Here is a 21,288-nt window from a genome sequence, read left to right as displayed (position 1 = left end):
CGTCGGGCAGAGGAGGCCCCGGCCCGACGCCGCTGGTGATAAGCGCCACGTTCGCACTATAGGTGGTCATCCGTGAGCGGTTCGCGACCGGGTGGCGATTATCACAATCCATGGACGAGGCCGGGCCGCGGGGATGTGACGGACAGCTGGTCGCATGGGGAACGCACGACGCCGACCCGCGCGTTTGTCACCATGTACGCATCCAACAGCGGGCGCGGCCACGGTACAGGGGAGGTGACGGCGTGCACGTCAACGCGGTTCGCGCGGTCGGTCTGTTCGTCGGCGCCGGAGTCCTGGTCGTGGCCGGCGGCTGGTTGCTGGGGGCCGCCGCGGGCGCCCAGTTCGGGCTCGCCCTAGTGGTGTGCGCGGGGATCCTGGTGCACCTGTTCGGGGACACGCTGGCGCTGCGCGCGATGCGGGCGCACCCGGTGAGCGAGATCGAGCAGCCCGAGCTCTACCGTGTCGTGCGCGAGTTGGCCACGGCCGCCCGGCAGCCCATGCCGCGCCTGTACCTGTCGCGGGTGCGGTCGCCCAACGCCTTCGCCACGGGCCGAAACCCGCGGCGGGCGGCCGTGTGCTGCACCACGGGCTTGTTGCGCACGCTGAACGAGGACGAACTGCGCGGCGTGCTGTCACACGAACTGGCGCACATCCGCTCCCACGACACCGTGATCAGCTCCGTGGCCGCCACCCTCGCCGGGCTGATCGCCGCGCTGACCCTGGTCACGTTCCTGCTGCCGCTGGGGGAGTCGGAGGAGACCGACATGCCCAACCTGCTCGGCGGTCTGCTGCTGGCCCTCCTGGCTCCGCTGGCGGCCGTGGTCGTCCACTGCGGGGTCGGGCGGCACAGGGAGTTCCGGGCGGACGAGGAGGCCGCACGGCTGACGGGAGACCCCGAGTCCCTGGCGAGCGCGCTGCGCAAGCTGGAGGCGGGGGCGCGCACGCATCCGCTGCCCCAGAACCGCTCCCTGTTCGCCGCGGCGCATCTGATGACCGCCAACCCGTTCCCGCACGGGGTCGGCCGCCTGTTCTCAGCGCACCCGCCGGTGGCCGAGCGCGTGCGGCGGCTGCGCGGCCTGCGGCGCGGGTGGGACCTGGGCTGAGACGGGTCACGGCCGCCCTGCCTTCCGGCCGGGAGCCAGGACGGCCGTGTGTGCGCGCCCGGCCGCCACCGGTGGTCGACGTGGTGCGAACGGGGACGGAGCCACCTGGGACTTCGTCCCCGACACCGTTTCTCAACGGGGATCATGGCTCTCATCGGGTCTCGCTGGATTTCACTAGATCCCAACGCCGTGTGCCCTGGATGTGCCCTGTCGGACGACGGTTCCTACGCCGCTTCCAGGACTTCCCGAACCCCGGGGAAGTCTCGCGGTAAGGATCGACTGTCCCGGAAGCCTGTCGGGCGATCTCGGCAGCCGCTGGCCGAACACGACGAAACCCCCGGTCAACTCATGACCGGGGGTGCACTCTGCCCGGGCAGGGGGAGTCCCACACGCGTACAGCTACGACTGTCCGCGCAACCCGGCGAGCAAGGCCGCCCACTCACGGGCGGGAACCGAGAGGTGTCCCATTTCCGAGTGTTCGGTGTCTCGGACGTCCGCGCCGTGTGCGTGCTCGCGCACCTCCACACACGTGGACTCCGAACCGCTGTAACTGCTCTTGTGCCACTGCCACGCGTTCACTGGCGGTACCTCTCCAGAAGCTCGAAAGACTCGGGTTGCGGCAGGCTCGCTGCGAGTGCCCTCCGGTGCAAGGCTTCCATTCGCGGCATCCTGTCCGCTCCCAAGATGACGTTACCGGCCAGGTGTTCCGTCACGGCAACGGCGGTGGAGTCACGCAGGCGGTAGAGCTGCGTCGGTGAGGTCAACCCCGGCAGATACCGTGCCGGGGGCAACACGTGTACGGTGACGCCGTCCAAGGCTCGCAGGTGTTCCACCTGCCGTGCCGTCACGTCCCGTGGGACACAGTCCAGTGCGGCGGCCGGGAACAGCACGGACATTGACCTCAGGTGGTGGTGTTGGGTCAGGTCCTGCAAACGCGCACACCTGGCCTCTACCCAACGGTCGATCTCCTCGGATTCCAGGAGAGGTTGACCGTCTCTGATGACGTGGCGGGCGTAGTCCGGGTGCTGGACGTATCCCGGCAGAATCAGCGGCGACAAGGCGTCGACGGATACCGCTTCCTCTTCCAAGCGGGACACAGACCGCATGAACGCCGGTAGCGCGTTCTTCGAAGTCTGCTGTGTCCACGCCGCCATGAGTTCACCGTCAGCGCCCACGGCGTCGTCTAGGCGTTTCACATACGGCTTGTCAGGTGTGGACACGCCCCGGGCGTAGCGGCTCACGGCTGCCTCGCTGAGATTGGCCGCGCGCGCTAGCTGGGCTTGTGTCATCCCCGAGAGACGACGTAGCCGGGTGAGGGCTGAGGGGAAACTCTCGGCAGGCATGAACGGATCATGACACGGGATTCCCGGCACTGCCCCGAGATTTCTGAAACACGTAGAGAGCTTCTGGAAGTACGCAGTTCACGGCACCTTAGGAGCTTGAAAGACGCCTGCACAACAGACCCCGGCGAGTCGGTAGCACGACTCCCGGGGCTATGGCCAACGCTTACCAGGAGCGCTGACACATGCACCTTATCGCCCTGTTCCGGGCGCTGTTCCCACGCGCCGCACACACCCCGCACGGACGCCACCGGCGCCCCGTGCCCGATGCCGCACCGGCCACGCGACGCCAGTTCGAAGGGCTCACGGCCCTGCTGGCGGTCGCCTCCCCGGTACCCCCGCTGTCCGCCCGTCCTCGCGCCCGCGCCGCTCCCGTGTCCCCGTGGAGCCCGGACCCTGCCCGATCACGATGGACGACCCCGACGACCCGCGCCGGTACAGCCCCGTGCGTCCGGCGTTCCGCGCGTGGGGGAGGACCCGCCCCCGCACTGTCCCGCCCCAGCGTGGCGAGTTCGCCGAACTGGCCGACCTCGTGCGCGAAGCCCTCGCGTTGGGGGTGGACCGGTGAACGCGGTGAGCCTCCCCGACCCCGGCGACACGGTCGCCCTCCGCGAGTGGGCGCACGTCATCGACATGGCCCCACCCGGGGACCACGCGCTCGTCCTGGACGCGCTCCGAGAGTGGTTCGGCGACCGGTACAGCATCCGGAAGACCCCGTGCTTGTGGTGGGCCACCCACGTGGACCCCTACGCCGCTGTGGAGCCGACGATCCTTGAGCCCTCACTCGTGCGGTTCGTGGCCAAGCTGACCGCACCCGACCGACGGATAGCGCCCCCTCGCAGAGCCAGCTAGACCCCCGCGCCCCGGGTTCCAACATCCCCTGTGGGGAAGTGGTCGACACCCCCCGGGGCGCGGCAACCGGCCCGCCCGCTCGCCGACAACCACGCCCTGGCAGAGGCGACGCGCGGACACCGTCACCGGGAGTTCCGTCCTCGGTGACAGGACCCCGCCGTTCCGGGGGACGGCGGGGTCCCGCATGCCTGGGGGGCGCCCTGTGTCAGTACGGGGTCGCCGAGGTCTTCCAGGAACGCGCGCGCTGTGTGCGCACACCTGACCGGGCACACCCGAACGAGCGGCCTACCGGTAGTTGACGAACTGGAGCGCCAGATCGAAGTCCTTGGCCTCGATGAGCTTCATGACGCTCTGGAGGTCGTCCTTCTTCTTGGAACTGACGCGCAGCTCGTCACCCTGGATCTGCGCCTTGACGCCCTTGGGGCCCTCGTCGCGGATGAGTTTGGAGATCTTCTTGGCGTCCTCGGAGGTGATGCCCTCCTTGAGGCCGATGGGGAGGCGGTACTCCTTGCCGGAGACCTTGGGCTCGTCGGCGGGGTCGAGGACCTTGAGGGAGATCTTCCGCTTGACCAGCTTCTCCTTGAAGAGCTCCAGGGCGGCCTTGGCCCGCTCCTCGGAGCCGCTCCTGATCTCGACCCCGTCCTCGCCCTGCCAGGCGATGGTGGTTCCGGTGCCCTTGAAGTCGAACCGCTGGGCCAGCTCCTTGCCCGCCTGGTTCAGGGCGTTGTCGACCTCCTGACGGTCGAGTTTGGACACGACGTCGAAACTGGATTCGGCGGCCACGTACGCTCACACCCCGTTGTCTGTCATGGGTAGCGGGCGCTCGTGGGCGCCCGCGCGGTCTCGTCCTGCCCGCGCCGACGGTTCCGGCCGGGTGGGGTCACGAGCTTAGCCGTGCGCTGCTCAGGACGCCCGAACACCCTGTTGGGAAGACGTTCGGGTTATCGATTTCAGGTTCGGGCCGAACATCCGCTATTCTCGTTGATGCGTCGCGACGAGCACGTCGCCGCAGCCCAGGCAGGTTGCCCGAGCGGCCAATGGGAGCGGACTGTAAATCCGTCGGCTTAGCCTTCGAAGGTTCGAATCCTTCACCTGCCACCCTGGGAACAGGCCCCGGTGAACAGCGGAAACGCTGATCACCGGGGCCTGTCGCGTGCGCGGGGTCCCTGATCGCCCATGCGGTGTGTCGGCGGTCACGCACGGGTGGCCTGGGTACGACCCGTGTGTTCTCCGAGGCGCGTGGAGGGAGTGGCGTGCGTCACTCCCGGTGGCGACTCGGCCGGTCCGGGGGATTCGGCCGATCGCGAATCGATCGCGTTAGTGTCACGAGTAAATTACGCACAGTAATGGGCGTGTCGTGGTCTCCGTATGGCGCGAGCTTGCCCCTCGCACGCTCCTGAGCTGCGGGTTTGCCGGTGGGGTAGGTGATCCGGGGCGTTCTGGCGGGTGTGCTCCGTGTGGGTCTCGTTGGATTCGCCCGTCTCGTCGGGCGTGATGTGTCGCGTCGGGATTCGCGGCATTGGCGTCGGTCATGGGAAAGTGTCAGTTCGGTAGGGATTCGCCCCCTGAACAAAAGGAATGTCGCCGACAAATCGGGCAAATTCCTTTGCGAGTTTCGGCGTTGACAAAAACCGGGGCCGGATGATGATTGCACCAGTCCACCGCGACACAGGTGCAAGAAGCGCCTGCGTCTTTTTCTGTCAACACCTCGCATTGATTCTCGGGGGAAGTCATGATCAAGAAGATGGCCGCTGCTGGCCTGGTCGCCGGTGCCGCGATGGGCGCGATCCTCACGGGGGTTCCCGCGTACGCCTCGCACGGTGGCGACCAGCAGTTCAACCAGAACCTGCAGGTGGTTCCGATCCAGTCCTGCAACCTGACCGGCAGCGTCGGCCTGGTTGCCGTCACCATCCCGATCCTGTCGCCGCAGACCACGGGCGACTGCACCAACGGGCCCATCGGCACCAACATCAGCTAGTTCCGGCAATTAGCTCGCCGAGACAGTTCTCCAAACTTTTCTGAAGGGTAATACAAATGCTGCGTAAGCTCGGTGTTGCCGGCCTCGTCGCTGGTGCCGCTTTCGGTGTCGTTCTCTCCGGCTCCCCGGCCTCCGCTCACTCGCACGGTGGGGACCAGCAGTACAACCAGAACCTCCAGGGAATCCCGGTCCAGCTGTGCAACACCAGCGCGGCCGTCGGCCTGGTGGCCGTGAACATCCCGGTTCTGTCGCCGCAGACCACGGGCGACTGCACCAACGGCCAGGTCGCCACCAACATCGACTAGGAGATCTCTGACATGCTGCGCAAGCTCACCACCGCCGGCGCCGTCGCCGGAATCGCCCTGGGCGCCGTCCTGGCCGCCACGCCCGCCTCCGCCTCGCACGGCGCGACCAGCAGTTCAACCAGAACCTGCAGGTCATCCCCGTCCAGCTCTGCAACACCGAGCTGGCCGTGGGTCTCCTGGCCGGCGTGAACATCCCGATCCTGTCGCCGCAGACCACGGGGGACTGCGTCAACGGGCCCGCCAGCACCAACATCCACTAGGAGCTCCGGTCATGTTGCGAAAGCTCACCGCGGCCGGCGCTCTCGCGGGGATCGCGTTCGGGGCGGCCCTCATGGCCACCCCGGCCTCCGCAGGCTCGCACGGCGGCGACCAGCAGTACAACCAGAATCTGCAGGTCGTTCCCGTTCAGCTGTGCAACACCAGCGCGGCTGTGGGCCTGAAGGCGGTCAACGTCCCGGTTCTGTCTCCGCAGACCACGGGCGACTGCACCAACGGTCCCAAGAGCCTCAACCTGAGCCACTAGAAGACAGGTACTAGTCCTGGGTGGCGGGGCCTGACGGTCCCACAGTGACGGAAAAGTGCGGTTCGGAGGTCCCCCGGCGTGTGCTGGGGGGCCTTCCCGCGGTTCGGGGGCATGATGGGGCGCACACGGAGGAGGTCGGAATGAAGCGTGTTCTCCTGAGCGGCGCGGTCCTGCTGCTGGTGACGGCCTGCGGGGAGCAGGTCGCCACACCCAGGGAGCCCGAGGACGCCAGCCCGGACGTGGTCGTCTCGCCGAACACCGGCGGCCCCAACGGCGCCCCCTACGTCTTCAACCGGTACGGCGACCCCGAGGGATTCGACGACCAGCGCCCGACCGACTACGTGGCCACCGAGTTCACCACGTTCGGCCGGATGAACTGGGAGGAGTGGTCGGCCGAGACCGCGCGGGGCCACGGTGAGCTGTCCGGGACCTGGTGCTTCGAGCACGACTGCACCGACGACCCCTACGAGGTGGACATCGAACTCTCCGATCCGCGAGAGGTCGGCGGCACCGAGTACTTCACGGCCTACACGATCCGCGACCCGGCCGGGGACATGCCCGACGAGGCCCGCGAGGCGATGGAGCAGGCGGACGGGGGCCGCCTGGACCTGCCGCCGGAGTAGCGCGCCCAGGAATCCCTCCAAACTTCCGAAAAAGAACATAATCCCTGCTCAGAACGGGTGATGGGGGTGGTCCACCCGGACCATGCGAGGCCGATCCGGGCGTGGCGTGTCCGTGAGGTCTCTACTCTGCTGAGTTGTGGGACTCAAGGAGCGGCCGGACGACCGCGCGGACGACGGACAGGGCCTCGGCGACCCGCCGGTGCCACGGCACGGCCGCGCGGCCCTGCTGCGCCTGGCCTCGTGGTTCGAGGAAGCCGACACGGACCGCGCCGAGGCGCTGGCGACCGCCGCCTACGGCCTGCACTCCGACCTGCGTCTGGCGGGCCGCACCGACGACGGCGTCGCCGCCACCACCAGCTGGTGGCACGCGGACCCGGACCGCGGCACGGTCACCGAGCGCCCCGGCACCCGCCCGCCCGAGCCGGTCCGCGACCACCGCGCCCAGCGGGCCCGGTTGCGCGACGCCGCCGAGTCCTCCGCGCACTGGCGCCGCGCGGGCGCCTCGCGGATCCGTGTGCTGCTCGCCGAGCCCACCGGGGACCGCGCCCGCCTGGACCTGTCCGGGCCGGGCATGGAGGTCCTCATGGAGTTGCTCACCGCGGCCCTCGGCTCCGGTGACGCCAGCCGACGCCCCACCTCCGCCGGGGACCTGGAGTTCTCCCTCCGGCTGCACGTGTTCTCCGCGCCCGGCGCGGAGGTCACGGTGCTGGGGGAGGGCGGTGAGCTCACCCTCGCGGGGCTGCGGCTGTGCGTGACCCCCTACGACCAGCACGTCCTCGACCTTCCGGCCGCCCCGGAGCCGACCCCGCCGCCCGCCGTGCCCTCGGACGCCCAGGAGCCAGCTGGACCCCCAGCGCCCGTCGACGGTCGGGAGCCCAGGTTCCGCGGCTGGCGCGAGTCCGCGCCGTCGCAGCCGTCCCGGGATCTCCAACAGTCCCCCGGGCACCCCGCTCCGCGCGCGGCGCCCGGCTCGACCGCTGCCGAGGACCCGCTCGCCCGAACGGAGGACGCACGCGCCGCCTCGGCGGCCGACGCCGTCACCGGGCCCATCCCCGTCGTCACGTCCGACACCACGCAACCCTCGGCCGTCGGCGGCCGAGGTGACCCCGCGCGGGAGGGCACGGCCACCCCTCCCCACGACGGGACCGCCAACCCCGACAACGAGACCACCGGACCGATCGACCTGTCCGCGCACCGGCGCGAGGTCCTGTAGACGGGGGTGATGGAGACGGACACCCACAGCGAGGACGCCGCCCTCCTCGGCGAGCGCCAGGCGGCCGCCCGTGCCCTCATGGCGCACCCGCTGATCAGCGCGCGCAGCCACCCGGCCGAGTTCGCGCTCGTCAACTCCCACGCGGAATGGCTCGTGCAGCGTTTCCAACGCGTGCTCGGCTACCGGCTGACCGTCGCCGACGACCACGCCCGGCTCGCCAAGCGCGGCCTCGTCACGGAGGTCACCCGGCCGCACACCCGGCACACCGGCACCCGCTTCACCCCGCGCGTCCACACCTATGTCGCGCTGTCCCTCGCCGTCCTGCTGGAGGAGAGCGAGACCGTCTCCGTCCTGAACCTGGCCGCCGGCGTCCGCTCGGCCGCTCGCGAGGCCGGGGTCGACGCAGACCCCGCCCTCGGACTCGGTGAGCGCCGCGCGTTCTGCGCCGCCCTGACCCGCCTGGTCGACCTCGGCGCACTCACCGAGGTCCACGGAACCCTCGCCGACCACCGCGACGACGCCACCGCCGACACCCGACTACGCCCCGAACCCCAGGTCCTGCGCGCCGTCGCCGTCCACCCGCCCCGCGCGGGCGACACCCCCGACACCTACCTCGCCGAGGCCGCGGACACCGACCCCTCCGGCGACCACGCGGGTGAGATCGCACTGCGGCGCCTCCTCGCCGAGACCGCCGTCGTCTACCGCGAGGACCTGCCCGACCGCCAGCGCGACCGTCTCGCCGCCCACCAGTGGCGCGCGGCCGCCGCGCTCGGCAACCTCCTCGGCGCCGACACCGAGGTCCGCGCCGAGGGCGTGGCGCTGGTGTTCCCCGACGAGACCGCTCCCCGCCCCGACTTCCCCTCCGACGACCCCGTCGGCCAGGCCGCCCTGTCCCTCGTCCGACACCTGTCCGGCCGCCTGCACCCCGGTCGCCCCGCCACCTCCGTCTCCGTTTCCGACGCCCAACTGGAGGGCGCGCTCGACGTCCTGTGCGCCCACGGGACCCCCGAACGGGCCGAGTGGGCCCGCACCGCCGGACCCGAGGTCCCCGACCCGGACCGGCTGCGCGCACGGGTGCTCGCCCTGCTGGCCGACCTCGGGCTCCTCCGCGGCGGGCCCGGGCGCCGACGGCTCACCGCCGCCGCCGCCCGCTACGGAGCCGACACGGACGAGCGTGTCCCCCTGATCCAGGACAATGACGACTACAGCCGGACACACCCCGACGAAACGAGTGGCGCCGACCACCACGCGCCCGGGGCCCCCGCCGACCCCCACGGCGATCTGAGCCGCGTGGCGTCCGTGCTGCTCGCGGTGGCGAACGAGAAGGTGAGCGCGACCAGTGGTGACCCAGGAGACGAGCCCGACCCCCGCGACGGGTCCGACTGACCCGGCCGACGCCCCCCGCTACCGTCTCGAACGGGCGGGCATCCGCAACGTCTGGCAGTACGACGACCAGGTCCTCGACTTCGCCGAGGGACGCCTCCTGCTGCGCGGCCGCAACGGCGCGGGCAAGTCCAAGGCCCTGGAGATGCTGCTGCCCTTCCTCCTGGACGGCGACGTCCGCCGCTTGGACACCACCGGCACCAACCGCACCAGCCTGCGCTGGCTGATGTCCGAGGGTTCCCGACCGGCCCGGACCCCCGACCCCGAGGAGACCGGCCCCGACCTGCTGGGCGGCGCGGACCTGGCAGACGAGTCCGAGCCAGCCGAGGACGGCGGTCCCTCCACCCGCCTGGGCTACCTGTGGGTCGAGTTCACCACCGACCGCGGCGACCGCGGCCTGGACGCCGCGGCCCGAGGCGGTACCGCCTCCTCCTTGCTCGCCGCCGCACTTCCCGCCGAGCGGACCGACGCGGCCCCCGACCCGGACGGCCCGCCCCGCCACCTCACGCTCGGGGCGGCCGTCCTGGCCGCCGGCGACGTCGACCCGCGCTGCGTGTTCTTCGTCACCGACCGCCGCGTCGGCCACGACCTGGAGCTGGTCACCGACGACCGCCCCAAGCCCGTCGACCGCCTGCGCTCCGAACTCGGCGCGGACAACTGCTTCACCAGCCCGGTCGCCTACCGCGCCCGTGTCATGAACGCCCTCTTCGGCATCGACGACTCGGTCCGCTACCGCAACCTCGTCCACCTGCTCTACCGGTTGCGCAGGCCGACCATCGGCGACCGCCTCGAAGCCGGGGAACTCGTCAGCGTCCTGTCCGAGGCCCTCCCCCCCATGGACGACTCCGTCCTCGACGAGGTCGCCCGCAACATCGCCGACCTCGAACAGGCCCGCGTGGAGAAGGACGCCCTGAGCCGGGCGGGCGCGGGGGTCGCCGACTTCCTCGCCGACTACCGCGGCTACCTCGTGCACGCCCTGCGCGCCCGCGCCGCCGCCGTCCGCGAGCAGCTCGACGCCTGCGCGTCCCGCACCGCCGAGGCCGACCGCCTCCGCGCCGAACTCGACGAGCTGGTCACCGCCGAGGGCCGGGTGTCCGAAGAACGCGACCAGGCCCGCCGAACGCGCGACACGGCCGAGGCCGACGAAGGCACCCTCGCCTCCGCCCAGAACGGCGCCGCGACCGCCACCGAGAACGAACGCCGCGCCTACGACGCCGCCGTCGGCGCCTATATCCGGGCCGCCGAGGCGCCTGGGTCGCCGCCGAACACGCCGAACGCACCGAGAACCACGCCGTCGAACGCCTCGCCGAGGACACCGGCGCCATCGAACGCGCCCTCGACGTGCTGCGCCAGACCCACGCCGAGGCACCCGCGCCGCCGTCGCCGCCGGGATCGACCCCGCCGTCCTCGGCGCCGTCCCCGACACCTCACCCCGCGTCCACGCACCCCGCGAGAGCGCCACCCGCGTCGACCTCCAGGGCCTCGAACAGGCCGTCGAACGACCTCCCGTCGAGGGGATCGACCTCGACGCCCTGCGCGAGCGCCTCGGCCGCCTCCACGACCGGCTCACCTCCGCCGCCGACCTCGCCGACCTCCGCTCCGAGGCCGCCGCCCTCCTCACCGGGTTCACCACCGACGAGGCCGCCACCGACCGCCGCCTGGTCGCCCTCACCAGTGAGGCCGAGAGCGCAGAGGCCCACCTCGAACGCGCCCACGACCGGGAGCGCGCCGCCATCGAGGGCCTGCGCGAGGAGAGCGCGGCCTACGCCGACGCGTCCGGGCCTGGACCGCCCGCCTGCGCGAGTCCAGCCACGCCCACGCCCTGGGCGACGCCATCCACGAGCTGGAGGGCAGCGTCGAACTGCCGATCAGCGAGGACCTGCGCGTCCTGCCCCCCGACGTGCCCGCCACGGTCGGCCGTCTGGCCCACGCCGCCGTGGACCCCCTGCTGGAGGAACTGCGGGCCCGCCGCGACGTGGCCGTCGGCGAGGAGGGCCAGCTCTCCGACGAGCTCCACGAACTCGCCGACCGGCGGACCCGGGGCGCCGACCACGCCCCCGACGCCCGGCCTGGGCCACCCACCCGCGCCCAGACGGGGAGGGAGTCCCCCTCCACCTCGCCGTCGACTTCGCCGAGGCGCTCACCCATGACGAACGCGCCGGGCTGGAGGCCGCCCTGGAGGCGAGCGGCCTGCTCGCCGGGTGGATCCGCGCGGACGGCACCCTCCACGACCCCGCCACACGCGACCTCGCGCTCAGCCCCGCGCGCCCCGCCAAGGGCCGCACCCTGCTGGACGTGCTCGTGCCGGTCGCCTCCCCCGACACCGGTGTCAGCCACGACGCCGTGCGCGTCCTGCTCTCCTCCATCGCGCTGCACCGCGTGGGCCGGGGCCTCGCCGAGGACTCCGAACCCAAGCACCGCCGCGACACCGCGGTCGCGACGTCAGCTCGGTGTCCCTCGACGGCGGCTGGCGGCTCGGCGTCGTGTCCGGACGCCACCGCAAGGGCGAACCCGAGTTCATCGGCGAGGCGGCGCGCAAGCGCGCCCGCGACCGCCTACTGGCCAACACCGACCGGCGCAGGGCCATTGCCGAGGCCCTCCTCTCCGAGGCCGGGGAGCGCCGGTGGGCGGTCGAGAACTCCTACGCGGAACTCCTGGAGGTCTCCCGAGCGCTCCCCGACCCCGCGCCGCTCGTGCGCGCCTGGGCCACCCTGGACGTCGCACGCGCCGACGCGGCCACCGCCCGCCGCGCGCACGACGTAGCCCAGACGGCCGCCGAGCAGGCGCGGGCGGAACTCCTCGACATCCGGGCGCGCCTGGGTGAGGCCGCCGCCTTCGCCCACCCGTCCGCCTCCACCGCCCGTGAACCGCTTCGCACGGGTGCGGGCCGCCCTCCCGCCGCCCTGTACCTCCCCCGGCCCACGCCCTCGGCGCGGTACCCCCTGCCGACCGTCCGCGCCGAACTCGACAGCGCCCTGCGCGCGCTGGACCACCTGCGTGTCCTGGTCGCCGCAGCCCTGCGCGACCTCGACGTCCTCGCCTGGGACCTGGCCGACCACGAGCGCCACGTGAACGCCTGGAACCGTGCCCGCTCCGACCGGATCCTGGCCGAGGACGCGCGGGCCGCGGCCATCGACGACATGATCACCGTGCGCCGCCAGATCGAGCTGGGCGACCGGGCCCGCGGCGTGTCCGAGGAGCAGCTCGACGCGGCCCGCGAGCAGGTCCGAGACCGTGCGCAGGAGGCCGCCCGACGCCTCCCCGAGCTCGAACGCGCCGCCCAGCGCGCCCGCGACGAGCGCGTCAGCGCCGAGGCCCGCCTCGCCGCCGCCACCCGGGAACGCGCCGAACAGGTCCGCCTGGCCCTCGTCGCCGGCGCGGCCCTCGTCTCCGCCGTCACCACCGGCTCCGACGCCCCGGACGCGGTCCTGCTCGCCGCCGCCGGCCTCGACGCCTGCGCCGCCGCCGACGCGCCGCTGGCCCGGTACCTCGCGGCGAGCACGCCGGGCGCCGTCGGCCAGGCCCCCGGCGCGGACCGGGCCGCCCCGACCTCCCCGCCGGGCCCCGACACGCGCCTCGTCCTGCTGGAGGCGTTCGTCGGCCAACTGGAGGAGGGCCTGGCGGGGCACGACGGCGTCCCCGAGGTCGACGACAGCGCGATCCTCGGCAGCCGGGAGGAACTGCGCTCCCTGCTCGCCTCGATCGGCTGGTCCCAGACCCGCACCGAACTCAGCGAACCGCGCGGACTCAAGCGCCTGACCGTCCACGACGAGGACGGCGTCCACGACGTCACCGCCTACGCCGAGCGCGTCACGGCCGCCGCCTCCCGAGCCGAGGAGACCGTCGCCATCGCCGAGGAGGAGGCCTTCGAACGCCACCTGCTCGGCGAGCTCGCCGCCCACCTGGCCCGCCAGATCGACGAGGCGCGCGGCCTCATCGCGACCATGAACGGCGTCCTCAAGGACGTGACGACCTCCGCCGGACTCGGTGTCCGCCTCGACTGGGACCTGGCGCCCGATGCCGGAGCCGACATCGAGGCCGTCGTCCCGCTCCTGGCCACGCCCGCGGAGCGGCGCACCCGGGTCCAGACCACCCGGCTGCGCGACGCCCTGCGCCGCTGCATCGAGGCGATCCGTCGTCTCGACCCCACCGCGACCGGCGGCGCGCAGTTGCGCGCCGCCCTCGACTACCGGTCCTGGTTCGCCTTCACCGTCTACGTCACCGACGGCAGCGGGCACGAGCGCAGGCTCGGCCACCGCACGGCGCTCAGCCAGGGCGAGCAGCGGGTCGTGGCCTACCTGGTCCTGTTCGCCGCCGCGGCCGCCCAGTTCGACGCCCTCGCCGCGCACGCCCCCTGGGCGCCCAGGCTCATCCTGCTCGACGACGCCTTCGCCAAGGTCGACGAACCCACCCACGGGCGCCTGCTCGGCCTCCTCGTCGAACTCGACCTCGACTTCGTGCTGACCTCCGAACGGGTGTGGGGCTGCTTCGCCAGCGTGCCGAGCCTCAACATCTACGAGTGCCTGCGCGACCCCAACGTCCCGGGGATCGCCACACTGCACTTCACCTGGGACGGGAGCAGGCGCAGGCTGGTCGGGGTCTAGGGCGTGTGCCGCGGACGCATACCCCGCCGCGCGACGGGCGGCATCCACGGCACGCGCCGCCCTGCGCCCGGTCCCCGGTCTCGGCGGGCGCCTCCAGCCGCGGGGCCTGCAGGGGCGGTCGCCCGCAGCGCGGTGTTCTCCCGCTTTCCCCTCTGTCCTAGTCTGCTGGTGCAGGATCGACGACGGAGCGGGGTGGCGCAGGTGACTCGGGGACCCGAGGCGTTCGACGACGGAAGGCGGCACGGCGCCCCACCGCCCACCGAGGACCCCGTCACGGAGGGGCTCCTGGACGAGTTGGCCCGGTCGGGGCTGTCGGCCGGTGTCCGCGCCTGGGTCACCGCCGCGCTCTGGGGCGACGAGGCCCTGACGGCCCTGCTCAACGGCGAGCGCATCCCCGACGCCGCCCAGGGCGCCCCGCCCCTCGTCCACCGCCCCGGGGGACCGGTCCGCCGCGCCTACCTCACCGGCATCCGCGTCCAGGGCTTCCGCGGCATCGGCCGACCCGCCGAGCTGACCTTCCCGCCCGGCCCCGGCCTCACGGTCATCGTGGGCCGCAACGGCTCGGGCAAGTCCAGCTTCGCCGAGGCCGCTGAGGCGGCCCTGACCGGCCGCAATCCCCGCTGGGACGCCATGCCGACCGGGTGGCGAGACGGATGGCGCAACCTCCACCACGACGAACGCACCGAGCCACCGTCGACCTGCACATCGCGGGCGACGCGAGCCCGACCCGCGTCAACCGGCGCTGGACGGGTGAGAGCGTGCGTTCGGCGCGCGGCGAGGTCGTCCACCCCGACGGCACGACCTCCCCCCTGCGCACTCTCGCCTGGGGCGAGCACCTCGTCCGCTACCGGCCGTTCCTGTCCTACGACGAGCTCGGCCGCACCGTCACCGGTCGCGCCGCCGAGCTCTACGACACCCTCACCGCCCTGCTCGGACTCACCGGCCTCGCCGAGGCCGAACGGCGGCTCGCCCGGACGTGCGACGCCCTCGTCAAGCGGCGCGACCGCCCCTCGCGCGAGATCCGGTTCCTCCTGGAGGCCGTCCAGAGCTCCAGCGACCCCCGGGCCGCCCGTGCGCACCAGCTCCTGACCGCGCCCCATCTCGATGCGGAGGCGCTGCGCGCGATCGCCGCGGACGACGGTCCCAGCGACCCGGCCCTGCACGTGGTTCTGCGCCGTCTGCGCCGCCTCGCCGTCCCCGAACGCGTCGTCATCGGCGACGTCGTCAACGAGCTGCGCGGCGCCGCCATGGAGTTGGCCATGGCCGCGGGTTCCAAGGGCGACCACGCCCACGGCGTCGTCCGCCTCCTCGAACAGGCCTTGGAACACCACCAACGCCACCCCACGGACACCACCTGCCCCACCTGTTCCACGACGGGAGCCCTGGGCGCCGACTGGGTCCGCCGGGCCAACGCCCAACTCCGGACGCTGCGCTCCCAGGCCGCGGGCGCCTCGGCCGCCTACGAACGCGCGAACGCCGCCCGCGACCAGGCGCGCTTCCTGCTCGCCCCGGCGCCCTCATGCTGCCGCCGGAGAGTGAGCTGGGACAGGTGTGGGCCCTGTGGGAGTCCGGCGCGGACATCACCGATCTCGGCGAGCTGGCCGAGCACATCGAGACGGTCGGGCGCAAGCTCCGCGCCGCCGCCGTCAGCGCCCGCCGCGCCGCCGCCGAACGCCTGGAGGACCCGACGGGGGGCTGGGCGCCGCTGGCCGAACAGCTCTCCGGCTGGCTGGACGACGCCCAGGACGCGGTCGTGGCCCGGGACACCCTGGGTCCCGCCGAGGCGGCGTTGAACTGGCTCGCCGAACAGGCCCGGGAACTGCGGTCTGAGCAGCTGGGGCCGGTGGCGAGCCAGGCCGAGCAGGTGTGGTTCCGGCTGCGGCAGGAGCGCCGCATCGACCTCCAGGGCATGCGCCTGATCGGTCGCGGCGCCCGGCGCCGGGTCGAGGTGGACGTGGCCGTGGACGGCGTGGCGGACCAGACCAGCGCTCCCGGTCTGCTCAGCCAGGGCGAGTTCCAGGCGTTGGCGCTGTCCATCTGCCTGCCACGCGCTCTGGTGGAGGGCAACCCGTTCGGATTCCTCGTGCTGGACGACCCGGTCCAGGCGATGGACACCGAGACCGTCGAGGGCCTGGCCTCGGTGCTGTCGGACGTGGGCCGCCACCGGCAGCTCATCGTGTTCACGCACGACACGCGCCTGTCCGACGCCCTGCGCAGGCTCGGTCTGCCGTCCGCCATCCGCACGATCAACCGCGACGCCATGTCCAACGTGTGGGTGACCGAAGGGGACGGATGAGTCCCGGCCGCACTCCCGGGGCGGGCGGCGTGGATCACGGGTGTACGTTCTCCGGGGCCGTCCGCGGCCGTCGCCCGGTCCGTGGAAACCGCGTTGTCCTGGGCTTTCCCGCTCCGCCCGCGTGCGGCGCGGGTTTCCGTCCGGGAGTGCTCCGGGGCCGGGCGGTATTCGATTTGGCAGACCACCCCCGAAGACCTGTATAGTCATGACCAGCGCACGGGGCGACGCCCCCGGGGCGGACGGAAGAAAGCCTCGCAGCGCGCCCCTTTAGCTCAGTCGGCAGAGCGTCTCCATGGTAAGGAGAAGGTCTACGGTTCGATTCCGTAAAGGGGCTCCACCACTTGAAGCGGTCCGGTCCACTCAGGTGGGTGGCCGGTGGAGCGATCGCCGGCCTGTAACCGGGAACGGCCACTGGTGGCCGTCCCCGCCGATCGGGGCGGAGTAGCTCAGTCGGTAGAGCAAGCGGCTCATAATCGCTGTGTCGTCGGTTCAAGTCCGGCCTCCGCTACCAACCCGCTGACCCCTGAGGCCCTCTCAGGGGTCGTCGCGGGCCCTTTGCAGTGTTCACTGCATGCCAGTACCGTCTCCAGCGAGAAAGGCACTCCGAAGTGGCTGCCACAGACGTGAGGCCGAAGATCACCCTGGCCTGCCAGGAGTGCAATCACCGGAACTACATCACGCGAAAGAACCGTCGGAACACCCCCGACCGTCTCGCGATCAAGAAGTTCTGCCCGAACTGCCGCAAGCACAACGAGCACCGCGAGACCCGCTGAGTCCCGCCGAGTGCCGTCGCCCGCCCGAAGGGGTGTGTGAGCGGTGGCTCCGTTCGACTTAGACTTCCAGCCCGGCGAGCGAACCGCTCGCCGGGCTGTTCGCGTGTCCGGGACCGGCCCGGGGCCGGAGGACCAGGAGAGGGAGACCGTGGCGATCAACGCCGAGTACGTCGGCCGGGAGTACCCGGCTCCGGAACCCTACGAGGTGACCCGCGGCAAGATCCGCGAGTTCGCCGAGGCGATCAACGACCACAACCCGGTGTACGTGGACCCCGAGGCGGCCAAGGCCGCCGGGCACCCCGACGTGATCGCGCCGCCCACGTTCCCCGTCATCCTGGGCATGGCCGGGTCCGCGATCGCCGTCGCCGATCCAGACCTGGGGGTGGACTTCTCACGCGTCGTGCACGGCGACCAGAGCTTCCACTACAGCCGTCCCCTGCGCGCCGGCGACGTCCTGACCGCCGTCACCCGGATCACGGACGTCAAGACCCTCGGCGGCAACGGCATGCTGACCCTGGAGACCGTGGCCGAGGCCGACGGCGAGCACGTCGTCACGGCGGGCATGATGCTCGTCGTCCGCGGCGAGTGACCCTTCCGACCAGCAGAACGTGAGGAACGCGACCGTGACCCTGCGCCACGCCGACGTCGAGGTCGGCGCCGAACTCCCCGAGCGGACCTTCCGCGTCCGCCGCCTGGACCTGGTCCGCTACGCTGGCGCCTCGGGGGACTTCAACCCCATCCACTGGAACGAGCGCTTCGCCAAGTCCGTCGGCCTGCCCGACGTGATCGCGCACGGCATGTTCACCATGGCCGAGGCAGGCCGCGTGCTCACCGACTGGACGGGGGATGCCGGCTGTGTCGTCGACTACTCGGTGCGCTTCTCCGCGCCCGTGGTGGTCCCCGACGACGATGAGGCGCCGAGATCACCGTCGGCGGGAAGGTCAGGACCAAGAACGACGACGGAACCGTCAGCGTGCTCCTGACCGCGCGTTCCGGCGGAGCCAAGGTCCTGGCCAAGTCCACCGCCGTCGTACGGCTGGCCTGACGGCCGGGCCCGCGCCGGTCCCGACGACCGCGGCGCGGCAGCAGTACCCAGTGAGGGAGAACCCGTGTCCACACTCTCCGGAGCCCAGCTCTGCGACCACACCACGCTCGGGCTGGGCGGCCCGGCCAAGGAGTTCGTCGCCGCCCGCACCACCGCCGCGCTGGTGGACGCGGTCACCACGGCCGACCGGGACGGCGAACCGCTCCTGATCCTGGGCGGCGGGAGCAACCTGGTCGTCGCCGACGACGGCTTCGCGGGGACCGTGGTGCGGGTCGACACCCGCACCGTCTCCCTCGTCGAGGCCGGACAGGACCCCGATACCGGGGAGACCCTGGTCCTGGTGCGCGCTGAGGCCGGAGTCGAGTGGGACTCGCTGGTGAGACGCACGGTCGAGGAGGGCCTCAGCGGTGTCGAGTTCCTCTCCGGCATTCCCGGGCGGGTCGGCTCCACCCCCATCCAGAACGTGGGCGCCTACGGGCAGGACGTCAGCCAGACCGTCGTCGAGGTCGGCGTGCACGACCGGCACACCGGCGAGCGCCGGACCATGACCAACGCCGAGTGCGGGTTCACCTACCGTGACAGCGTCTTCAAGGGCGGGGACCGGTACGTGGTGTGCGAGGTCGTCTTCGAACTGCGCCGCTCCGAGCTGAGCCGGCCGATCCGCTACGCCGAGGTGGCCCGGGCCCTGGGGGTCGAGGCGGGCGTGCGGGTGCCGCTGGACGAGGCCCGGGAGACCGTCCTGGCCCTGCGCGCGGGCAAGGGCATGGTCCTGGACCCCGACGACCCCGACACGCGCAGCGCCGGGTCGTTCTTCACCAACCCCGTGGTGTCGGCCGAGGAGTTCGCGGCCGTCCGCGCCCGGGTCGCCGCGCGGCTCGGGGCGGACGTCGAGGTCCCCGGGCACCCGGACGGGGAGGGCAACGTCAAGCTCTCGGCGGCCTGGCTCATCGACCGGGCGGGGTTCACCAAGGGCTACGGGACCGGCCCGGCGCGGATCTCCGGCAAGCACACGTTGGCGTTGACCAACCCGGGCGGCGCGACCACGCGCGACCTGCTCGACCTGGCGCGCGAGGTCCGGGCGGGGGTCGAGGAGGCGTTCGGCGTCCGCCTGGTGAACGAGCCCGTGATGATCGGCGTGTCCTTGTAGGGCTGTCCCCGAATCGACCGTGGCTGCGCCGAGTTGGGCGCGGCCAACATGTTTTTCAGGATTCCCTGAGAATTGAATTCGTCCAACAGATGAATTGCTATTCGACTGCGTTTTGCTAAAGTCGTGGATGTCGAAGGGGAGTAGTCCCCAATGCGCGCGATCGACACACTGGCCGTCCTTCGGCCCGGTCGCGCGAGCCCGTGGCCGCCGGCGCCGCACCAGCGCCGAGCAGGGCGGACGAGACCTTTGACCCGGTAGGAAACAGCCGGGTTGAAGGGGCGTCCGCTCCCTCCTTCCGCCCGAGACCCACGGTCAAAGGAGGACGGGTGACGGCATTTCTCACGGGGCTGGCGGTCAGTACCTTCGCCATTCTCGTCGCCGAGATGGGCGACAAGACCCAGTTGGTGGCGATGTCCCTCGCGACCCGCTACCGCGCCCTCACCGTCATCCTCGGGATCACCGCGGCCACCGCCGTCGTCCACGCGGGCAGCGTCCTGCTGGCCGAGGTCCTGGGCGCGAGCATCCCCACCGACTGGCTGACCTTCATCGCCGGACTCGCCTTCGTCCTCTTCGGCCTGTGGACCCTGCACGGGGACGAGATGACGGCCAGGGACGAGGAACGCGCCGCCTCTCGGCGGATCCGCTCCGGACTCCTCACGGTCTTCGTGGTCTTCCTCACCGCGGAACTGGGCGACAAGACCATGCTCGCCACCATCACCGTCGGCACCCAGCACCACTGGCTGGCCGTGTGGATCGGGTCCACGATCGGCATGGTGGCCGCCGACGCGGTCGCCATCGTGCTCGGCGCGGTCCTCGGCAAGAAGCTCCCCGAACGGGCCGTGCGCGTGGGCGCCGCCGTGCTGTTCTTCGCCGCGGGCGCCGCCATGACCGGCCAGGGCGCCTGGCTGCTCCTGGGCTGAACCGCCTCGTACGGCACGCCGTCCTCAGGAGCCGTCGCGCTCCGGCGGCGCGGCCAGCCACGCGTCGATCCCAGAAAGCAGTTCCTTGCGCACCGCGTCCGGGGCCCCCGAACCGCGCACCGACATCCGCGCCAGCTCGGCCAGTTCCGCGTCCGAGAACCCGAAGACCTCACGCGCGATCCGGTACTGCTCGACCAGGCGGGGACCGAACAACAGGGGGTCGTCGGTGCCGAGCGCGATCTGCACCCCCGAGTCGAAGAGCCTGCGCAGCGGCAGGTGCTCCAGCTTCTGGAACACGCCCAGCCCGACGTTGGAGGTCGGACAGATCTCCAGCGTCACGCCCTGGGTGGCGATCCGCTCCACCAGGTGCGGGTCCTCCACCGCGCGTACGCCGTGGCCCACCCGGTCGGCGTCCAGGTCGTCCAGGCACTCGCGGACGCTGCGGGGACCCAGGAGCTCGCCGCCGTGCGGAGCGGAGAGCAGCCCGGCACGCCGGGCGATCCGGAAGGCGGCCTCGAACTCGCGCGCCCGCCCCCGCCGCTCGTCGTTGTTCAGGCCGAAGGAGACCACGCCCCGGCCCGCGTACTGCCGCGCCAGCCGGGCCAGCGCCCTGGCGTCCATCGGGTGCCGCGTGCGGTTGGCGGCCACCATCAGGCCGATGGGGACGCCGGTCGCCTCCTCGGCGGCGCGCGCGGCGTCCAGGACCAGCTCCAGGGTGGCGGTCAGGCCGTCGAACAGGGCGGCGTACCCGCTCGGGTCCACCTGGATCTCCAGCCAGCCCGATCCCGCCGCCAGCTCGTCCTCGGCGGCCTCCCGTAGCAGTCGGTACACGTCCTCGGGTCTGCGCAGGACCGAGCGGGCGATGTCGTAGAGGCGCTGGAACCGGAACCAGCCGCGTTCGTCCGTGGCCCGCAGGCGGGGCGGCCATTCCTCGACCAGGGCCTGGGGCAGGTGGATCCCGTGCTCCTCCGCCAGTTCCACCAGGGTGGAGTGGCGCATCGATCCGGTGAAGTGCAGGTGCAGGTGCGCCTTGGGCAGCCGGTCCAACCGGCGGGCGCTGGTCGGTGTCTCCATGTCCCAAGCCTGCCGCACGCGGCGCACGCGTGGTACCGGGATCGGGAGACCGGCCGGGAAACCGTCGTCGGACGCGAGCGCGCCCCCGGCCGTGGCCGGGGCGCGCTCG

Annotated in this window: 20 protein-coding genes, 3 tRNA genes and 3 pseudogenes; 21 read left to right on the top strand and 5 right to left on the bottom strand. The window is 72.1% G+C overall.

All coding sequences use genetic code 11. From position 1 onward, the window contains the following. The first annotated feature begins 242 nt into the window (after positions 1-242). Positions 243-1,103: a M48 family metalloprotease gene (locus tag BJF83_RS25610; RefSeq protein WP_075928327.1), complete on the top strand. Its 861-nt coding sequence runs from the start codon at positions 243-245 to the stop codon at positions 1,101-1,103. A gap of 399 nt (positions 1,104-1,502) precedes the next feature. Here BJF83_RS25610 and BJF83_RS25605 read toward each other — a convergent pair whose 3' ends face one another. Both BJF83_RS25605 and BJF83_RS25600 read right to left on the bottom strand, forming a co-directional pair. Further along, positions 1,503-1,682: a DUF397 domain-containing protein gene (locus BJF83_RS25605; protein WP_075928326.1), complete on the bottom strand. Its 180-nt coding sequence runs from the start codon at positions 1,680-1,682 to the stop codon at positions 1,503-1,505. After that, entirely contained in the window at positions 1,679-2,446 is a 768-nt protein-coding gene (locus tag BJF83_RS25600) for a Scr1 family TA system antitoxin-like transcriptional regulator (protein WP_075928325.1), read from the bottom strand. Before BJF83_RS25600 ends, BJF83_RS25605 begins: the two co-directional genes overlap by 4 nt. A gap of 379 nt (positions 2,447-2,825) precedes the next feature. Here BJF83_RS25600 and BJF83_RS27240 point away from each other — a divergent pair, with 379 nt between their 5' ends. Continuing rightward, positions 2,826-3,011 (top strand): hypothetical protein, encoded by a 186-nt coding sequence (locus BJF83_RS27240; protein WP_143832090.1) that lies wholly within the window; start codon positions 2,826-2,828, stop codon positions 3,009-3,011. Next, entirely contained in the window at positions 3,008-3,295 is a 288-nt protein-coding gene (locus BJF83_RS25595; protein WP_075928324.1) for a hypothetical protein, read from the top strand. The genes BJF83_RS27240 and BJF83_RS25595 overlap by 4 nt, the downstream gene beginning before the upstream one ends. Before the next feature lie 285 nt (positions 3,296-3,580). On the opposite strand, the gene BJF83_RS25590 is transcribed toward BJF83_RS25595, so the two are convergent. After that, entirely contained in the window at positions 3,581-4,078 is a 498-nt protein-coding gene (locus BJF83_RS25590; RefSeq protein ID WP_075928323.1) for a YajQ family cyclic di-GMP-binding protein, read from the bottom strand. A gap of 233 nt (positions 4,079-4,311) precedes the next feature. On the opposite strand from BJF83_RS25590, the gene BJF83_RS25585 reads away from it, so the two are divergent. The 9 genes and pseudogenes from BJF83_RS25585 (at position 4,312) to BJF83_RS31435 (ending at position 10,998) form a co-directional block, all read left to right on the top strand. Further along, positions 4,312-4,393 (top strand) — tRNA-Tyr (locus BJF83_RS25585). A gap of 634 nt (positions 4,394-5,027) precedes the next feature. Further along, positions 5,028-5,273 (top strand): hypothetical protein, encoded by a 246-nt coding sequence (locus BJF83_RS25580; RefSeq protein WP_075928322.1) that lies wholly within the window; start codon positions 5,028-5,030, stop codon positions 5,271-5,273. A 56-nt stretch (positions 5,274-5,329) separates the two neighbouring features. Beyond that, positions 5,330-5,578 (top strand): hypothetical protein, encoded by a 249-nt coding sequence (locus BJF83_RS25575; protein ID WP_075928321.1) that lies wholly within the window; start codon positions 5,330-5,332, stop codon positions 5,576-5,578. A 12-nt stretch (positions 5,579-5,590) separates the two neighbouring features. Continuing rightward, positions 5,591-5,838, top strand: a pseudogene (locus BJF83_RS25570) (hypothetical protein). Between the two features lie 11 nt (positions 5,839-5,849). Further along, positions 5,850-6,101 (top strand): hypothetical protein, encoded by a 252-nt coding sequence (locus tag BJF83_RS25565; RefSeq protein WP_075928320.1) that lies wholly within the window; start codon positions 5,850-5,852, stop codon positions 6,099-6,101. A 140-nt stretch (positions 6,102-6,241) separates the two neighbouring features. Continuing rightward, complete coding sequence (locus BJF83_RS25560) at positions 6,242-6,724, top strand: hypothetical protein (RefSeq protein ID WP_075928319.1); 483 nt, start codon at positions 6,242-6,244, stop codon at positions 6,722-6,724. A gap of 136 nt (positions 6,725-6,860) precedes the next feature. After that, positions 6,861-7,937, top strand: coding sequence for a DUF2397 family protein (locus tag BJF83_RS25555; protein ID WP_075928318.1), 1,077 nt, complete (start codon positions 6,861-6,863; stop codon positions 7,935-7,937). A 9-nt stretch (positions 7,938-7,946) separates the two neighbouring features. Next, entirely contained in the window at positions 7,947-9,323 is a 1,377-nt protein-coding gene (locus tag BJF83_RS25550) for a TIGR02678 family protein (RefSeq protein ID WP_075928317.1), read from the top strand. Continuing rightward, positions 9,280-10,998 carry a hypothetical protein gene (locus BJF83_RS31435; protein ID WP_394329389.1) on the top strand — a complete coding sequence of 573 codons (1,719 nt, stop codon included), beginning with the start codon at positions 9,280-9,282 and terminating at the stop codon, positions 10,996-10,998. The genes BJF83_RS25550 and BJF83_RS31435 overlap by 44 nt, the downstream gene beginning before the upstream one ends. A gap of 84 nt (positions 10,999-11,082) precedes the next feature. Here the strand turns inward: BJF83_RS31435 and BJF83_RS31430 are convergent, their stop codons facing one another. After that, a complete protein-coding gene (locus BJF83_RS31430) occupies positions 11,083-11,373 on the bottom strand; it encodes a hypothetical protein (RefSeq protein WP_394329388.1) in 291 nt (96 codons plus the stop codon). A gap of 397 nt (positions 11,374-11,770) precedes the next feature. On the opposite strand from BJF83_RS31430, the gene BJF83_RS31425 reads away from it, so the two are divergent. From BJF83_RS31425 to BJF83_RS25505, 9 genes and pseudogenes are all read left to right on the top strand, one after another. Further along, positions 11,771-13,924 (top strand): SbcC/MukB-like Walker B domain-containing protein, encoded by a 2,154-nt coding sequence (locus BJF83_RS31425; protein ID WP_394329387.1) that lies wholly within the window; start codon positions 11,771-11,773, stop codon positions 13,922-13,924. Between the two features lie 192 nt (positions 13,925-14,116). Further along, a pseudogene (locus BJF83_RS25540) lies at positions 14,117-16,220 on the top strand (AAA family ATPase). Between the two features lie 261 nt (positions 16,221-16,481). Continuing rightward, positions 16,482-16,557: transfer RNA gene (locus tag BJF83_RS25535), tRNA-Thr, on the top strand. Between the two features lie 98 nt (positions 16,558-16,655). Further along, positions 16,656-16,731, top strand: a tRNA-Met gene (locus BJF83_RS25530). 97 nt (positions 16,732-16,828) lie between these two features. Beyond that, a complete protein-coding gene (rpmG, locus tag BJF83_RS25525) occupies positions 16,829-16,993 on the top strand; it encodes a 50S ribosomal protein L33 (RefSeq protein WP_013156089.1) in 165 nt (54 codons plus the stop codon). 148 nt (positions 16,994-17,141) lie between these two features. Then, complete coding sequence (locus tag BJF83_RS25520) at positions 17,142-17,582, top strand: MaoC family dehydratase N-terminal domain-containing protein (RefSeq protein ID WP_075928363.1); 441 nt, start codon at positions 17,142-17,144, stop codon at positions 17,580-17,582. Positions 17,583-17,616: 34 nt separating this feature from the next. Next, positions 17,617-18,038, top strand: a pseudogene (locus tag BJF83_RS25515) (MaoC family dehydratase). 64 nt (positions 18,039-18,102) lie between these two features. Continuing rightward, entirely contained in the window at positions 18,103-19,185 is a 1,083-nt protein-coding gene (locus tag BJF83_RS25510; protein WP_075928316.1) for a UDP-N-acetylmuramate dehydrogenase, read from the top strand. 326 nt (positions 19,186-19,511) lie between these two features. Continuing rightward, on the top strand, positions 19,512-20,105 hold the full coding sequence (locus BJF83_RS25505) for a TMEM165/GDT1 family protein (RefSeq protein ID WP_075928315.1): 594 nt from the start codon (positions 19,512-19,514) through the stop codon (positions 20,103-20,105). 24 nt (positions 20,106-20,129) lie between these two features. Here the strand turns inward: BJF83_RS25505 and BJF83_RS25500 are convergent, their stop codons facing one another. Beyond that, complete coding sequence (locus BJF83_RS25500) at positions 20,130-21,179, bottom strand: adenosine deaminase (protein WP_075928361.1); 1,050 nt, start codon at positions 21,177-21,179, stop codon at positions 20,130-20,132. Between the last annotated feature and the right edge of the window lie 109 nt (positions 21,180-21,288).

Source organism: Nocardiopsis sp. CNR-923, assembly GCF_001942255.1.
Taxonomy (GTDB): domain Bacteria; phylum Actinomycetota; class Actinomycetes; order Streptosporangiales; family Streptosporangiaceae; genus Nocardiopsis.
The sequence above is the reverse complement of the archived record's forward strand: the minus strand, read 5'-3'. Positions and strand labels throughout refer to the sequence as shown.

Bases quoted from the DNA above. Each gene is read 5' to 3' on its own strand.
- BJF83_RS25550 (WP_075928317.1), top strand. From the start codon at position 7,947: ATGGAGACGGACACCCACAGCGAGGACGCCGCCCTCCTCGGCGAGCGC.
- BJF83_RS25600 (WP_075928325.1), bottom strand. From the start codon at position 2,446: ATGCCTGCCGAGAGTTTCCCCTCAGCCCTCACCCGGCTACGTCGTCTC.
- BJF83_RS25565 (WP_075928320.1), top strand. From the start codon at position 5,850: ATGTTGCGAAAGCTCACCGCGGCCGGCGCTCTCGCGGGGATCGCGTTC.
- BJF83_RS25500 (WP_075928361.1), bottom strand. From the start codon at position 21,179: ATGGAGACACCGACCAGCGCCCGCCGGTTGGACCGGCTGCCCAAGGCG.
- BJF83_RS25580 (WP_075928322.1), top strand. From the start codon at position 5,028: ATGATCAAGAAGATGGCCGCTGCTGGCCTGGTCGCCGGTGCCGCGATG.
- BJF83_RS25575 (WP_075928321.1), top strand. From the start codon at position 5,330: ATGCTGCGTAAGCTCGGTGTTGCCGGCCTCGTCGCTGGTGCCGCTTTC.
- BJF83_RS25560 (WP_075928319.1), top strand. From the start codon at position 6,242: ATGAAGCGTGTTCTCCTGAGCGGCGCGGTCCTGCTGCTGGTGACGGCC.